At 73.7% G+C, this 14,279-nt stretch carries 15 protein-coding genes; 3 read left to right on the plus strand and 12 right to left on the minus strand.

The window, feature by feature from the left end; all coding sequences use genetic code 11:
- Positions 1-52: 52 nt before the first annotated feature.
- The 4 genes from NQU55_RS03045 to NQU55_RS03060 all read right to left on the minus strand — a co-directional run bounded on the left by NQU55_RS03045 (position 53) and on the right by NQU55_RS03060 (position 3,324).
- The gene (locus NQU55_RS03045) at positions 53-1,483 is read right to left on the minus strand and encodes an MFS transporter (protein ID WP_168092075.1); all 1,431 of its coding nucleotides are present in this window, start codon (positions 1,481-1,483) and stop codon (positions 53-55) included.
- Between the two features lie 121 nt (positions 1,484-1,604).
- The gene (locus tag NQU55_RS03050; protein ID WP_240976237.1) at positions 1,605-2,045 is read right to left on the minus strand and encodes a MarR family winged helix-turn-helix transcriptional regulator; all 441 of its coding nucleotides are present in this window, start codon (positions 2,043-2,045) and stop codon (positions 1,605-1,607) included.
- Positions 2,046-2,067: 22 nt separating this feature from the next.
- On the minus strand, positions 2,068-2,757 hold the full coding sequence (locus tag NQU55_RS03055) for an SDR family oxidoreductase (protein ID WP_206329141.1): 690 nt from the start codon (positions 2,755-2,757) through the stop codon (positions 2,068-2,070).
- Positions 2,758-2,784: 27 nt separating this feature from the next.
- Positions 2,785-3,324: an LOG family protein gene (locus tag NQU55_RS03060; protein ID WP_168092076.1), complete on the minus strand. Its 540-nt coding sequence runs from the start codon at positions 3,322-3,324 to the stop codon at positions 2,785-2,787.
- Positions 3,325-3,542: 218 nt separating this feature from the next.
- Between NQU55_RS03060 and NQU55_RS03065 the strand changes: the two genes are divergently transcribed.
- Complete coding sequence (locus tag NQU55_RS03065; protein WP_168092077.1) at positions 3,543-4,148, plus strand: hypothetical protein; 606 nt, start codon at positions 3,543-3,545, stop codon at positions 4,146-4,148.
- A 46-nt stretch (positions 4,149-4,194) separates the two neighbouring features.
- Here NQU55_RS03065 and mnmA read toward each other — a convergent pair whose 3' ends face one another.
- The gene (gene mnmA / locus NQU55_RS03070; protein WP_168092078.1) at positions 4,195-5,352 is read right to left on the minus strand and encodes a tRNA 2-thiouridine(34) synthase MnmA; all 1,158 of its coding nucleotides are present in this window, start codon (positions 5,350-5,352) and stop codon (positions 4,195-4,197) included.
- Positions 5,353-5,830: 478 nt separating this feature from the next.
- Between mnmA and NQU55_RS03075 the strand changes: the two genes are divergently transcribed.
- Positions 5,831-6,490: an N-acetylmuramoyl-L-alanine amidase gene (locus NQU55_RS03075; protein WP_168092079.1), complete on the plus strand. Its 660-nt coding sequence runs from the start codon at positions 5,831-5,833 to the stop codon at positions 6,488-6,490.
- Here NQU55_RS03075 and NQU55_RS03080 read toward each other — a convergent pair.
- Both NQU55_RS03080 and NQU55_RS03085 read right to left on the minus strand, forming a co-directional pair.
- On the minus strand, positions 6,483-7,652 hold the full coding sequence (locus NQU55_RS03080) for a cysteine desulfurase family protein (protein ID WP_168092080.1): 1,170 nt from the start codon (positions 7,650-7,652) through the stop codon (positions 6,483-6,485). The two genes, NQU55_RS03075 and NQU55_RS03080, sit on opposite strands and share 8 nt — an antisense overlap.
- Positions 7,653-7,734: 82 nt before the next feature.
- A complete protein-coding gene (locus tag NQU55_RS03085; protein WP_168092081.1) occupies positions 7,735-8,709 on the minus strand; it encodes a helix-turn-helix transcriptional regulator in 975 nt (324 codons plus the stop codon).
- A gap of 106 nt (positions 8,710-8,815) precedes the next feature.
- On the opposite strand from NQU55_RS03085, the gene NQU55_RS03090 reads away from it, so the two are divergent.
- On the plus strand, positions 8,816-9,406 hold the full coding sequence (locus tag NQU55_RS03090) for a TIGR03086 family metal-binding protein (protein ID WP_168092082.1): 591 nt from the start codon (positions 8,816-8,818) through the stop codon (positions 9,404-9,406).
- A gap of 114 nt (positions 9,407-9,520) precedes the next feature.
- Here NQU55_RS03090 and NQU55_RS03095 read toward each other — a convergent pair whose 3' ends face one another.
- The 5 genes from NQU55_RS03095 to NQU55_RS03115 form a co-directional block, all read right to left on the minus strand.
- The gene (locus tag NQU55_RS03095; protein ID WP_168092083.1) at positions 9,521-10,354 is read right to left on the minus strand and encodes a thioesterase family protein; all 834 of its coding nucleotides are present in this window, start codon (positions 10,352-10,354) and stop codon (positions 9,521-9,523) included.
- Positions 10,355-10,432: 78 nt separating this feature from the next.
- Positions 10,433-11,092, minus strand: a complete 660-nt coding sequence (locus NQU55_RS03100) for a trimeric intracellular cation channel family protein (RefSeq protein ID WP_168092084.1) — start codon at positions 11,090-11,092, stop codon at positions 10,433-10,435.
- Between the two features lie 38 nt (positions 11,093-11,130).
- Complete coding sequence (locus NQU55_RS03105) at positions 11,131-12,162, minus strand: ABC transporter ATP-binding protein (protein ID WP_168092085.1); 1,032 nt, start codon at positions 12,160-12,162, stop codon at positions 11,131-11,133.
- Between the two features lie 11 nt (positions 12,163-12,173).
- Complete coding sequence (locus NQU55_RS03110) at positions 12,174-13,277, minus strand: ABC transporter ATP-binding protein (RefSeq protein ID WP_168092086.1); 1,104 nt, start codon at positions 13,275-13,277, stop codon at positions 12,174-12,176.
- Positions 13,274-14,272: an ABC transporter permease subunit gene (locus NQU55_RS03115; protein ID WP_168092087.1), complete on the minus strand. Its 999-nt coding sequence runs from the start codon at positions 14,270-14,272 to the stop codon at positions 13,274-13,276. Before NQU55_RS03115 ends, NQU55_RS03110 begins: the two co-directional genes overlap by 4 nt.
- Positions 14,273-14,279: the final 7 nt, after the last annotated feature.

A 14,279-nucleotide genomic window follows, 5' to 3' on the forward strand; every position in this document is an offset into this window, starting at 1 on the left:
CCCGCTCCCGGCGGACGGCCACCGGACCCCTGGTCGTTGTCGCTCTTGTCGCTCACGCAGGAAGACTACGGGGCGTGCGGCTACCGGCGCGCAGGCCGAGCCAGGCGACGAGCCCGGCCGCCGCGTAGGCGCCCGCGGTCAGTCCGAAGGACGCCGCCGCGCCCGCGTACCAGCCGTCCGCCGCGGTGAGCACGGCGCTGACGGCGCCGACGCCGACGAGGGAGCCGATCTGGCGGTTGGCGTTGAGCGCGGCGCCCGCGATGCCGGAGTGCTCGGTGCCGGCGGACTCCATGGTGGCGCCGGTCATCGCCGGGGAGGCCATGCCGATGCCGACGTTGAGCGTGGCGAGGACGGTCGCGAGCACCCAGTACGGCATGCCGGGCGAGACGGTCAGGGCCAGGACCAGGGTGCCCGCGGCGGCGACGGCGAGGGTGACCGTGAGGATCACGCGGTTGCCGGTGCGCGGGCCGGTCCTCGCGTAGAGGACGTTGCCGAGGAGCCAGACGGCCTGGACGGGCAGCATCTGCAGACCGGCCTGCACGGGGCTCGCGCCGCGCGCGTTCTGCAGGAAGAGGCCGAGCATGAACAGCCCGCCGAAGAGGCCGAAGTTGAAGAGGAAGCCGATGGCGTTGGCGGCCGGGAAGCGGGCGTCGGAGAAGAGCGCGCGGGGCAGGACGCGGACCGCCGCGCGGCGCTCGCGGACGACGAAGGCGGCGCCGGCCAGGACGGCGACGGCGAGCGGGACCAGCACGCGCGGCGCGGCCCAGCCCAGGTCCGGGCCTTCGATGAGCCCGTAGCTGAGGGCGGCCAGGGCGAGCAGGCCGAGGGCATGGCCGGCCGCGGCGAGCGGTGCGGGCCGGCCCGGCAGGGGGGCGATGACGCGGTGGGCGAGCACGAGGCCGAGCAGGCCCAGCGGCAGGTTGATCAGGAAGACGGAGCGCCAGCCGAACGTGCCGACGAGGAGGCCGCCGACGGCCGGGCCGAGCCCGGCGGCCACGGAGACGATCGCCGACCACAGTCCGAGGACCCGGGCCCGCTCCCGGGCGCCGGGGAAGGCGGCGAGGAGCAGCGTCAGCGAGCTGGGCATGAACAGCGCCGCGCCGGCGCCCTGCAGGATCCGTCCGGCGATGAGCACGCCCGCCCCGGGCGCGGCCGCAGCCAGCAGCGAGGCCGCGGTGAAGAGCGCGAGCCCGGCGAGGTAGGTGCGGCGCGCCCCGTAGCGCCCGGCGAGGGAGCCGGCCAGGAGCAGGAGGGCGGCGAAGGCGAGGACGTAGCCGCTGACGACCCAGGTCAGGCCGGACAGGGAGAGCCCGAGGCCCGTACGGAGGGAGGGGCCGGCGATGTTGATGATCGTGACGTCGAGCGAGGCCAGCACGAAGCCCAGGGCGAGGGTGAAGATGCCGAGCGCCGGCCGGGCGGGGGCGGCCGGCGGGACCGGTGCGGAGGCGGAGGCGGCCGCGGAGGGGCGGGACTGAGCGATCATGGAGATAGTTAAAGCTGTATTGATTATCCAGGCAATCATTACAGCTGTAACTTTACGAGAGCTATACGAAAGCCCCCGGGACGGATGTCCCGGAGGCTCCCCCGTGCCCGCGCCTCGCGGCCTACGCGCCCTCCAGCGCCCTCGCCAGCTGGTCCCGCAGGGCCGCCCGCTCCTCGTGCGACATGTGGTCCAGCGGCGAGTCGCGCCCGATACGCCGCAGCAGCTCCAGGCGCAACTCCCGCCCCGCGTCGGTCAGGACGAGCCGCTTGGCCCGCCTGTCCTGCGGGTGCGGCTCGCGCACGACCAGGCCGCGCTTCTCCAGCTTGTCCACCACGTACGTGACGTTCGGCGGCTCGCAGCTGAGGATCGCCGCCAGCTCGCGCGCCGTCCTCGGCCGCCCGAGCTCCTCCAGGGCCTTCGCCTGGGTGGGCGTGAGGTCGAACTCGGCGCTGCGGCCGCGCTGGTGCGCGTCCATGCGCTTGTTGAGCTCGACGACCAGGGACCGGATCTCCTTGACCGAGCACCCGAGGGCCGCCGTGTCCTGCACTGCGCTGCTGCTCATGCCGCCAGCGTACGCCGCCGCGTCAGCGACCGGGCCGGACGGACAGGTCGTTGATCTCCGCGTCGCGCGGGAGGTCGATCGCGAGCAGGATCGTCGAGGCGACCGACTCGGGGTCGATCCACTGCGACGGGTCGTACTCCTTGCCCTCCTGCTGGTGCACCTTCGCCTGCATGGGGGTCGCGGTGCGGCCCGGGTAGACGCTGGTGACGCGCACGCCGGCCGCGTGCTCCTCGGCCCGCAGCGAGTCCGCGAGCGCCTTCAGGCCGTGCTTGCTCGCGGCGTACGCGCTCCAGCCGGCGTGGGCGTGCAGCCCGGCGCCCGAGTTGACGAAGACGACGTGCCCCTTCGTCACGCGCAGCTGCGGCAGGAACAGCCGCGTCAGCTCGGCCGGGGAGACCAGGTTGGCGGCGAGCGTGGCGTTCCACGTCTTCGGCGTCAGCTCGCCGACGTCGCCGAGGTCGACGACGCCCGCGATGTGCAGCAGCGTGTCGACCCGGTCGGGCAGCGGCTGCTTGTCGAGGGCCCAGGAGAGCCGGTCCGGGTTGGACAGGTCGGCCACGAGCGTGCGGGCGCCGGGGAACGCGGCGGCCAGTTCCCTGGCCCGGCCGGCGTCCCGCGCGAAGAGGTGGACCTCGTCGCCCCGGTCGAGGAGGCGGCGCGCGACCGCCTGCCCGATGCCGGAGCCGGCCCCGGTGATCAGATGTGTTGCCATGGGAGCCAGCTTGCCCTACCGCGGGTGCTACTGCAGACCCGCCGACTCCTCCAGGTACGCCATCGCCCCGAGGCCGTCCTCCGCGAAGAACACCAGCTCGGACAGCGGGAGCGGCAGGAAGCCCTCGTCCTCCATCCGCTGGAACTGCGCCTTGAGGCCGTCGTAGAAGCCGGCGGCGTTGAGCAGCACGACGGGCTTGTCGTGAATGCCGTGCTTCTTCAGCTCCAGGATCTCCGTCGCCTCGTCGAGCGTGCCGGTGCCGCCCACCATGATGACGACGGCGTCGGCCCGGGCGAGCAACTGCGCCTTGCGCTCGGCGAGATCGCGGGTGACGACCATCTCGTCGGCGTTGTCCCGGGCCCGCGCGGCGAGGAACTCCACCGTCACGCCCACCAGCCGGCCGCCGCTCTCCTGCACTCCGTCGGCCATGACCTTCATCAGGCCGGACTCGGAGCCTCCCCACACCAGCGTGTGGCCGCCCCTGCCGATGAGTTCGGCGAACTCGCGGGCGGGGACGGTGTAGCGGGCGTCGAGGTCGGCGGCGGAACAGAAGACGGCGATGTTCATGGACGCCACCGTACGCGGCCGGGCGATCCGGCCGCTCTGGGCGGTTTTCGGACCGTTCCTGTCCTTGCGCTGTCCCCGTTAGGGCCCCGTTCGGTTGCGGGTTCGTCACAGGGAGCGGCTTGGTTTGGCTGCTTGTAAGAGCGCTGTTAGCGTGACGTGCACTCGTCAGCCGGGCGTCAACAGGCGCTGTTTCCAGCCAATTATCGGGGGAAGTACCAGTGAAGCTTCGTCATGTCCGCGCGGCCGCGGTCTTCGGAATTGCCGTCGTCGCCCTGACCGGAGCCCGTGGCAGCCACGGCGGCGGCTGCGGCGGAGGGGGCGGATCCAGCCACCACAGCAGCAGCTCGACTTCGGGCGGCACGACCACGACGGGCGGCACGACCGGCGACTCCAGCACCGGCGGCACGACCGGCGGCGGCACGAGCACGGACGGCGGCCTCACCACCGGCGGCACCTCCGGCCTCACCACCGGCGGTTCCACCAGCAGCGGGTCGTCGACCAGCGGGCTCACCTCGGGCGGCAGCAGCAGCGGCAGCGCCTCGCGCGACCTCAAGATCGTCAGCTGTGACTACAGCGACGCCCGCGGCATCACCGCGAAGATCTCCGTCACCAACCCCAGCCTGACGGACAGCTACACCTACACGTTCTCGGTGAAGTTCACCGACTCGACCGGCACGCTCATCGGCACCCGCAACCGCACCATCCCCTTCGTCGGCCCCGGCAAGACGGACACGCAGGACGTCTCCCAGGTGTACGTGCCGAAGGCGGGCACCAGCGTCAGCGGCAAGTGCGCGGTCAACAACGTGACGCGCACCAAGTCGTAACGCACCTCCCCGCGCGCCCCTCCGGGCGCGCGGGCCCGGACGCGGGTCAGGCGCTGTGCGCCGCCCGCGCCGCCGCGCGCTCGGTGGTCGCGATCGTCGCCGAGCCGACCACGCGCGTGCCGTCGTAGAGGACGATCGCCTGGCCCGGGGCCACGCCGCGGACCGGCTCGGCGAAGGCCACCCGCAGCTCGCCGCCGATCAGCTCGGCCGTCACCTCGGTCTCCCCGCCGTGGGCGCGCAGCTGGGCGGTGTACGTGCCGGAGCCCTCGGGGGCGACGCCGCACCAGCGGGGGCGGATGGCCGTCAGCGCGATGACGTCGAGCGCCTCCACCGGGCCCACCGTCACGGTGTTGTTCACCGGCGAGATGTCCAGGACGTAGCGCGGCTTGCCGTCCGGAGCCGGGTGGCCGATGCGCAGGCCCTTGCGCTGGCCGATCGTGAAGCCGTACGCGCCCTCGTGGGTGCCCACCTTCGCGCCCGTCTCGTCGACGATGTCGCCCTCCGCCTTGCCGAGGCGCTTCGCCAGGAAGCCGCGGGTGTCGCCGTCGGCGATGAAGCAGATGTCGTGGCTGTCGGGCTTCTTCGCCACGGCCAGGCCGCGGCGCTCCGCCTCCGCGCGGATCTCGTCCTTCGTGGTGACCGTGTCGCCCAGCGGGAACATCGCGTGGGCCAGCTGCCGGTCGTCCAGCACGCCGAGGACGTAGGACTGGTCCTTCGCCATGTCGCTCGCGCGGTGCAGCTCGCGGGTGCCGTCCTCGTTGAGCACGACCGTCGCGTAGTGGCCGGTGCACACCGCGTCGAAGCCCAGCGCGAGCGCCTTGTCCAGCAGCGCCGCGAACTTGATCTTCTCGTTGCAGCGCAGGCAGGGGTTGGGCGTGCGCCCGGCCTCGTACTCGGCGACGAAGTCCTCGACGACGTCCTCGCGGAAGCGCTCCGCCAGGTCCCAGCAGTAGAAGGGGATGCCGATGACGTCCGCGGCGCGGCGGGCGTCGCGGGAGTCCTCGATGGTGCAGCAGCCGCGCGCGCCCGTCCGGAAGGACTGCGGGTTCGCGGACAGCGCGAGGTGCACGCCGGTCACGTCGTGCCCGGCCTCGGCGGCGCGGGCCGCGGCGACGGCGGAGTCGACACCGCCGGACATGGCGGCGAGCACGCGGAGCCCCTTGCGGGGGGCGCGGAGGTCGGGGGCACCGGGAAAGTCAGTCATAGCCCTACCAGGGTACGGGGACGGCTCGCGCCGTGGCTCCCGGGTTTGTGCGGGACCGTCACGGCGGGACGGACAGCGCCCGGCGGGCCCGGGGACCGACGGCGCCCGCCCGGCAGAGGACGGATCGGCAGGGGACGGATCGGCACCGCCGGACCGCGCCGTCCCGCTTGCCCACCGTCGCGGCGGAAGATCCTGCCGGGCCCCGCACCCAACGCAGTCCGCCGGCGCCCGGCCGGCATGAGGCCGCTCGGCACCGCCGGACCGCGCCATCCCGCTTGCCCGCCGTCGCGGCGGGAGATCTTGCCGGGACCGGCGCTCTCCTTCCGCCGCAGCGGCGGAGCACCCCCACAGCGCTGCCCGGCGGTGACCGGTGCGCGCAAGGGCGGACAAGGGCGGACAGGGCCGGGAACCAGCCAGGGGCTCGTACGCGTTTTCGGGTGCGGACGGGCAGGCAGGTACGCCGGAGGCGGGGGCGCGGGTGGAAGCGGACGGGGAGCGGGCGCCGGGGGTCTCGCGGCGGCGGCTGCTGATCGGAGGTGCGGGCACCCTCGTGGTCGCCGGCGCCGCGGGGTACGCAGGCCGCGACGGGATCAGGCGCTGGTGGTGGCGGGCCTCCGGCAAGGAGAGGCCGCGGACGGACGGCGCCGTCGACCACCCGGGCGCCGAGTGGGTCGCCGCGTCGTCGGCGAACTGGCGCCGTGCCGAGCGGCCGGACGACTACGCCGTCGACCGCATCGTCGTGCACGTCGTCCAGGGCGGGTACGGCGATGCCCTCCGCGTCTTCCGCGACCCCCTGCACGAGGCCGCCGCGCACTACGTCGTGCGCAAGGACGGGCACGTCGCCCAGACCGTCCGCGAGCTGGACGTGGCCTTCCACGCCGGGAACCGCCGGTTCAACGAGCGCAGCATCGGCATCGAGCACGAGGGCTACGTGGACCGGCCCCGCGGCTTCACGGACGCCATGTACGCCTCGTCCGCCCGCCTCGCGGCCGGGATCTGCGCCCGCTACCGGATCCCCGTGGACCGCACGCACATCGTCGCCCACTCCGAGGTCCCGGGGACCGACCACACCGACCCCGGGCCCCACTGGGACTGGGAGCGGTACCTGCGGCTCGTACGGGAGGCCCCGGTCAGCTGAGGCCCGCCGAGCGGGCCCGCTCGACCACCGGGCCGATGGCCTGCGCGACGGCCGCGACGTCCGCCTCCGTGGAGGTGTGGCCCAGCGAGAAGCGCAGGGTGCCGCGGGCCAGGTCCGCGTCGGTGCCCGTGGCGAGGACGACGTGGCTCGGCTGGGCCACGCCCGCCGTGCACGCGGAGCCCGTGGAGCACTCGATGCCCTGCGCGTCCAGGAGCAGCAGCAGGGAGTCGCCCTCGCAGCCGGGGAAGGAGAAGTGGGCGTTGGCGGGGAGCCGGCCGGCGGGGTCGGGGTCGCCGCCGAGGACGGCGTCCGGGACGGCCTCGCGGACGGACGCGATCAGGCTGTCGCGCAGCGCGCCGACCTCGCGCGCGAAGTCCGCGCGCCGTGCGGCGGCGAGCTCGCCCGCGACGGCGAAGGCGGCGACGGCGGGCACGTCGAGCGTCCCGGAGCGCACGTGGCGCTCCTGGCCGCCGCCGTGGAGCAGCGGCACGGGCGCGTACCGGCGGCCCAGGAGGAGCGCGCCGATGCCGTACGGGCCGCCGATCTTGTGTCCGCTGACGGTCATCGCGGCCAGCCCGGACGCGGCGAAGTCGACGTCGAGCTGGCCGACGGCCTGCACGGCGTCCGCGTGCAGCGGGACGTCGAACTCGGCCGCGGCGGCGGCGAGTTCGTGCACCGGCATGACGGTGCCGATCTCGTTGTTGGCCCACATGACGGTGGCCAGGGCCACGTCGGCGGGGTTGCGGGCGAGGGCCTCGCGCAGGGCGTCGGCGTGCACCCGGCCGTAGGAGTCGACGGGCAGGTACTCGACGGTGGCGCCCTCGTGCTCGCCGAGCCAGTGCACGGCGTCGAGGACGGCGTGGTGCTCGACGGGGCTGGCGAGGATGCGCGTGCGGGCGGGGTCGGCGGCCCGGCGGGCCCAGTACAGGCCCTTGACGGCGAGGTTGTCGGCTTCCGTGCCGCCCGCGGTGAACACCATTTCGCTGGGGCGCGCGCCGAGCGCCGCGGCGAGGGACTCGCGGGCTTCCTCGACGGTGCGGCGCGCCCGCCGGCCGGCGGCGTGCAGCGAGGAGGCGTTTCCGGTGAGGGCGAGCTGGGCGGTCATCGCCTGCACCGCCTCCGGGAGCATCGGGGTGGTGGCGGCGTGGTCGAGGTAGGCCATGGTGGGACGATTCTACGAGGCGCGGCCGGGCGCCGTACGGGGCGTTCCGGCCCTCGGGCCGCGGCCCGTCCGCTGGGCGCCGTCAGGGCGCCGCGGCGCGGCCCCCGTACAGCTCAGCAGTCGCCGCCGCGACCCGTGCGAGCTCCGCCCGGACCTCCTGCGGGGAGAGGACCTCGACGTCGGGGCCGAAGGAGAGCAGGGAGCGGGCGGCGGGGAGTTCGGGCAGGCGGAGTTCGACGACGGCGGGGTCGTCCGCGGAGGGCGGGGAGGCCAGGAAGGGGCCGAGGATGCGCAGGAACATGTCCAGCCGCGAGCGCCGCACCGTGGCGGTCACCCGCAGGTCCGCCGGGCGCTGTTCGACCTCGCGCCGCAGCACCTCCCACACGTCGGCGAGCTCCACACCCGCACGGCGGCGCACCGCGTCCGCGGTGACGGTCACGGCGGCCATGCGGTCGGCGCGGAAGAGCCGGGGCCGGGCCCGCCGGTCGGCGACGAGGTACCAGACGCCGGCCTTGGCGACGAGGCCGTAGGGGTCGACGGTGTACGTGCGGAGCTGTTCCTGTCCTCCGTGGCGGTAGCGCAGGCGCAGCCGCCGGTCGGTGAAGACGGCGGCCTGCAGCTCGCCGGCGTCGGCGCCCTCGTGGCCTCCCCCGGGGCCGCTCAGCCAGCGGACGGGGTCGACGAGGATGCGGCGGCTGGTGGCCTCGGCGGCGGGGCGGTGCGGGGCGGGCAGGGCGGCCATGACCTTGCGCAGGGCGGAGCCGAGGGCGCCGTCGAGGCCGAGGTCGGCGTGGGTGTTCCCGGTCGCGAGGACGAACAGGGCGCGGGCCTCGTCGGAGGTGAGGCCGGTGACGTCCGTCCGGTAGCCGGGGAGCAGGGCGATGCCGCCGTGGCGGCCGCGCTCGGCGTAGACGGGCACGCCTGCGGCGGACAGGGATTCGACGTCGCGGTAGACGGTGCGGACGGACACCTCCAGCCGGTCGGCCAGTTCGCGGGCGGGCACGCGGCCGCGGGTCTGGAGGAACAGCAGGATCGACAGCAGGCGGTCGGATTTCACGGGATCAAGGATGCCGCGGAGTCCGCAGGAAAACCTGACGGAGGTTGTCAGGTTATGGCGGGATGCTCTGCGTGTTCCCGAACCGACGTATCTCCTGGAGTCGCACATGACCGGCACGGCCGCCCTCACCGACCCCCGCCCCCTGATGGACCGCGCCGTCGCCCAGGTGGCGGCCCTCGTCGCCGCCGTGCCCGCGGAGCGGCTGGGCGATCCGACCCCGTGCGCGGAGTTCGACGTACGGGCCCTGCTGGGCCACCTCGTGGCCGGCGTGAACGACGGCGCGCAACTGGGCGAGAAGGGCTCGGTGGAGTGGAGCAAGCCGCCCACGGGCATCGCGGACGACGGCTGGGGCCGGGCCTACGACGAGGGGCGGGCCCGGCTCGCGGCGGCCTGGGCGGACGACGCGAAGCTGGCCCGGCTGGTGAGCGTGGAGTGGGGGACGTTCCCGGGGGCCGTGTACCTGACGTCCGGGATGGTGCTGGAGAGCGTCACGCACGCCTGGGACCTGTCGCACGCGCTGGGGCACCCGCTCCCGCTGGACCAGGAGCTGGCCGAGCTCGCGCTGGGCTGGGCGCAGCAGTTCCTGCCGGCGGACCGGCGGGGTCCGGAGGTCCCGTTCGGTCCGGTGCGGCCCGCGCCCGAGGGCGCGGACGCGTACGCGCGGCTGGCGGCGTGGCTGGGGCGGGAGGTGGCGTAGCCCCGCGCCCGGGGCGTGGCTCCGGGCCCGGGGCGTGGCTCCGGGCCCGGGGCGTGGCGCTCCGGGCCCGGGGCGTGGCGCTCCGGGCCCGCGGCACCCGGTGGGTGCGGCCCGTCAGTGCCGCGGGGCCACCGCCAGCTGCCGGGACTGGGCGACGAGGCGGTCCTCGCTGTCCCAGACCTCCGCGTCCTCCTCCAGGTAGCCGCCCGCGAGGTTGCGCGTGGTGACGGCGATGCGGACGGGGCCGGGGGCGGGCCGGCAGCGGATGTGGGCGGTCAGCTCGACGGTGGGCACCCAGCCGGTCATGCCCAGCTCGAAGGTGGTCGGCGGCAGGGCGTCGACCGCGAGCAGCAGCGCCAGGGGGTCGAGGGGGCGGCCGTCCGCCAGACCGAACCAGGCGCGCATCTCGCCGCGCCCGCCGGGCCGCCCGACCGCCCAGCCCGCGGTGGCGGGGTCGAGGCGGATGTCGAGGCGGGCGGCGATCTCGGCGAGGGGGTGGGAGGCGTCGTTGTGCTCCTTGCCGAGGCACTGCTCGTACGGGGGCATGGCGGGCGGCTTGGCCGTGGTGCGGACGTCGTCGCTGAGGGCGCCGAGGTCGCCGTAGGTGGCGAGGACGCGGATGCGCTCGGTCTCGCTGCCGTCGGCGGCGGTCTGCACGAGGGAGGCCTGGCCGGTGGAGAGCGCGCGGCCGGTGCGCACGGTCTCGGTGCGGATGGCCGCGGGGCCGGGCCGGGTGACGGACAGGTAGTGCGCGGTGACGGTGAAGGGGTCGGGGTGGGGCAGGTGCGCGCCGAGGCCCCGGCCGAGCAGGGCGAGGAGGTAGCCGCCGTTGACGGCGCCGCCGATGCTCCATCCTTCGGGGAGCCGCACGTCGTGGACGCCGGGGGCGCGGAGGGTCAGTGCGCTGTCGCGGTCGAATTCGCTGTCACCGATGGTTGCCTGTGCCATGGCGGCCACGCTACACCCGGAAGTTACTCATCGGTAGGCTCTGGGTGAAGCGTCAACAACCCGGGTGGGGCCGCGCCGTCACACCTCTTCCGACGCAGCGCTCCGGCGGTGCCACGCGCGCGGCGCCCGCCAGTGGTAGTGCATCGCGAACAGCCGCAGCACGAACGCGGTCACCACGGGCAGCGCGTACGTCGCGCCGTCGAGCGCCTCGAAGCGGAGCAGCACCGCGGCCAGCGCGGCCCCGACCATCGCCGGCACCGCGTACAGGTCGCGGTCCCAGCGCAGCAGCGACGGCACCTCGTGCGCGAGTATGTCGCGCAGCACGCCGCCGCCGACCGCCGTGGCGAGCCCCAGCGTGGCGGCGAAGACCAGGCCGAGCCCGTGCCCGTACGCCTTGACCGTGCCGGTGACGCAGAACAGCCCGAGCCCCGCGGCGTCGAAGACCCCGACCGCCTTGGTGATCCGCTCGACCTCCGGGTGCAGGAAGAACACGATCACCGTGGCGATCAGCGGCGTGAGGAAGTAGCCGAGGTCGGTGAAGGCCGCGGGCGGCACGGCCCCGATGATCACGTCCCGGATCAGCCCGCCGCCCAGCGCCGTGACCTCCGCCAGGACCGCCATGCCGAAGACGTCGAAGTTCTTCCGGACGGCGAGCAGGGCGCCGGAGATCGCGAATACGAAGATTCCGGCGATGTCCAGCGAATGCTGGACGGAGGGGCTGAACAGGTCGGTGAGCACCAGACATTCTTACTCAGCCCGAGGCCCGTTCCGGACGCTCAGCCCGCCGGGGCCCCTTGCGGCGCGTTCTCCGGGTGGTGGCAGGCCACCTGGTGCCCCGGCTCCAGCGCCACCAGCGGCGGCTCCTGCGTCGTGCAGACCTCCGTCGCCTTCCAGCACCGGGTGTGGAAACGGCAACCGGACGGCGGCGAGATCGGCGAGGGCACGTCTCCCTTGAGCAGGATGCGTTCGCGCTTGGTGCGCCGCTTGGGGTCGGGCACGGGCACGGCGGACAGCAGCGCCTTGGTGTACGGGTGCATCGGCTTGGTGTAGAGCGACGTGCGGTCGGTGAGCTCCACGAGCTTGCCGAGGTACATCACGGCGATGCGGTCCGAGACGTGGCGGATGACCGACAGGTCGTGCGCGATGATCACGTACGTCAGGTTGAGCTCGTCCTGGAGGTCGTCGAGCAGGTTGACCACCTGGGCCTGGATCGACACGTCCAGCGCGGAGACCGGCTCGTCCGCGACGACGAGCTTCGGCTTGAGCGCGAGGGCGCGCGCGATGCCGATGCGCTGCCGCTGGCCGCCGGAGAACTCGTGCGGGTAGCGGTTGTAGTGCTCCGGGTTGAGCCCCACCAGCTCCAGCAGCCGCTGCACCTCCTTCTTCACCCCGCCCTCGGGGGTGATGCCCTGCAGTTTGAAGGGCGCGCCGACGATGGTGCCGACGGTGTGCCGCGGGTTCAGCGAGGAGTACGGGTCCTGGAAGATCATCTGGATGTCGCGGCGCAGCGGGCGCATCCCCGCCACGCCCAGGTGGCTGATGTCCTTGCCCTGGAACGCCACCCGGCCGCCCGTCGGCTCCAGCAGCCGGGTGATCAGCCGCCCCATGGTGGACTTGCCGCAGCCGGACTCCCCCACCACGCCCAGGGTCTCCCCCGTGCGGACGTCGAAGGTGAGGCCGTCCACGGCCTGCACCGCGCCGACCTGGCGGCGCAGCAGCCCCTTGGTGATCGGGAAGTGCTTGACCAGGCCCTCGACCGTGAGGAGGGCCGCGGGCCCGTCGTTCGCCTGCTGCGCGGGAATGGTCATCTCGTGGTCCTTCACAGCTTCGGCGCGATCTCTTCGGTCCAGATGCGGGTCCGCTCCTCCGCGGGCAGGTGACAGGCGGACCAGTGCCCGCCGCTCCCGGAGACGGCTGCCGCGCCGCCGGACACCGGGCGCAGTTCGGGCCGCTCCGTGCGGGTGACGCCGCCGGCGGGCACGTCGGCGTACGGGCAGCGCGGGTTGAAGGCGCAGCCGGACGGCACGTTGATCAGGCTGGGCGGGGAGCCCTTGACCGGGATCAGCCGCTCGGTCTGCTCGCGGTCGATGCGCGGCATGGAGCCGAGCAGGCCCCAGGTGTAGGGGTGCTGGGGCTCGTAGAAGACCTTCTCGGCGGGACCGCGCTCCACGCAGCGGCCGCCGTACATCACGAGGATGTCGTCGGCCAGCTCGGCGACGACGCCGAGGTCGTGGGTGATGACGATGACCGCCGAGCCGAACTCCTTCTGCAGGTCGCGGATGAGGTCGAGGATCTGCGCCTGCACGGTCACGTCCAGGGCGGTGGTCGGCTCGTCCGCGATGAGCAGCTCGGGGTTGTTGACGAGCGCCATGGCGATCATGGCGCGCTGGCGCATGCCGCCGGAGAACTGGTGGGGGTAGTCGTCCACCCTGCGGTCCGGCTGCGGGATGCCGACCCGGTCCAGCAGCTCGACGGCGCGCTTGCGGGCGGCCTTCTTGTCCGCGCCGCTGTTGTGCACCAGGTACGCCTCGGTGATCTGGTGGCCGATCGTGAAGTACGGGTGCATGGCCGACAGCGGGTCCTGGAAGATCATCGCCATCTCGCGGCCGCGCAGCCGCCGCACCTCGTCGGGGTCGGCGGTCATCAGCTCCTTGCCGTCCAGCCAGATCTCGCCGGAGATGCGGGCCTTGCCGCGCCCGTACTGGCCGACGGTGTGCAGGCCCATGATGCCGAGCGAGGTGACCGACTTGCCCGACCCGGACTCCCCGACGATGCCGAGCGTCCTGCCCTTCTCCAGCCGGAAGGAGAGCCCGTCGACGGACTTGACCAGCCCGTCGTCGGTGGGGAAGTGGATGCGCAGGTCGCGCACGTCGAGGAAGGCGGCGGGGGTCTGCCCCGGGTGCGGGGCGGGGTCGGTGGTCACGAGAGCCTCACTCGGGGGTCGATCACGGCGTACAGGAGGTCCACGACCAGGTTGGCGAAGACGACGGCGGAGGCGGTGATCAGCGTGACGCCGAGGATCATCGGCAGGTCGCGCTCGTTGATCGCCGCGACCGCGGCCTGTCCCAGGCCGGGCAGGCTGAAGGCCGTCTCGGTGAGGATGGCGCCGCCGACCAGCGCCCCGAGGTCCATGCCGAGCACGGTGAGGATCGGGGTCATGGTGGAGCGCATCGCGTGCTTGCCGATGACGACGGGTTCGGCGAGGCCCTTGGCGCGGGCCGTGCGGATGTAGTCCTCGCCGAGGACCTCCAGCATGGTGGCCCGGGTCAGCCGGGCGTACATGGCCGCGTAGAGGAAGGCGAGGGTCACCCAGGGCAGGATCAGGCCGCCGAACCAGCCGCCGGGGTCGTCCGCGAACGAGGTGTACTCGCCCCCGACCCAGCCGAGCTTGTACTTGAAGACCGCGAGCGAGAGCAGGGCCGTGAAGTAGATCGGCAGGGAGACGCCGCTCAGGGCCACGGTCATGGCGGTGCGGTCCCAGACGGTGCCGCGCTTGAGGGCGGAGACGACGCCGGTCAGGACGCCGCCGGTGACCCACAGCAGGCAGGCGCCGCCGGCGAGCGAGAGGGTGACGGGGAGCCGGCTGGTCAGCTCGGGCCAGATGGGGCTCTCGTGGCGGAACGAGTAGCCGAAGCAGGGCGCCGGGCAGTGGATGGAGTCGCCCGTGCTGACGTAGTCCCGGCCGGCGAAGAGCCCGGTGACGAAGTTCCAGAACTGTTCGAGGATCGGCTTCCCGAGCCCCAGCTTCTGCCGGATGCCCTCGATGGCCGCCGGGTCCGCCTGTTTGCCGACGTACATCAGCGCGGGGTCGGACCCGGTGAACTTCGGGATCGCGAAGAAGATGCCGAAGGTCACCAGGATGACCACGAGCAGCATCACGATGACGGCGAAGAGCCGCCTGACGATGTAAGCGAACACTGCGGTC

The sequence above is a fragment of the Streptomyces telluris genome (genome assembly GCF_024519335.1).
GTDB lineage: Bacteria > Actinomycetota > Actinomycetes > Streptomycetales > Streptomycetaceae > Streptomyces > Streptomyces telluris.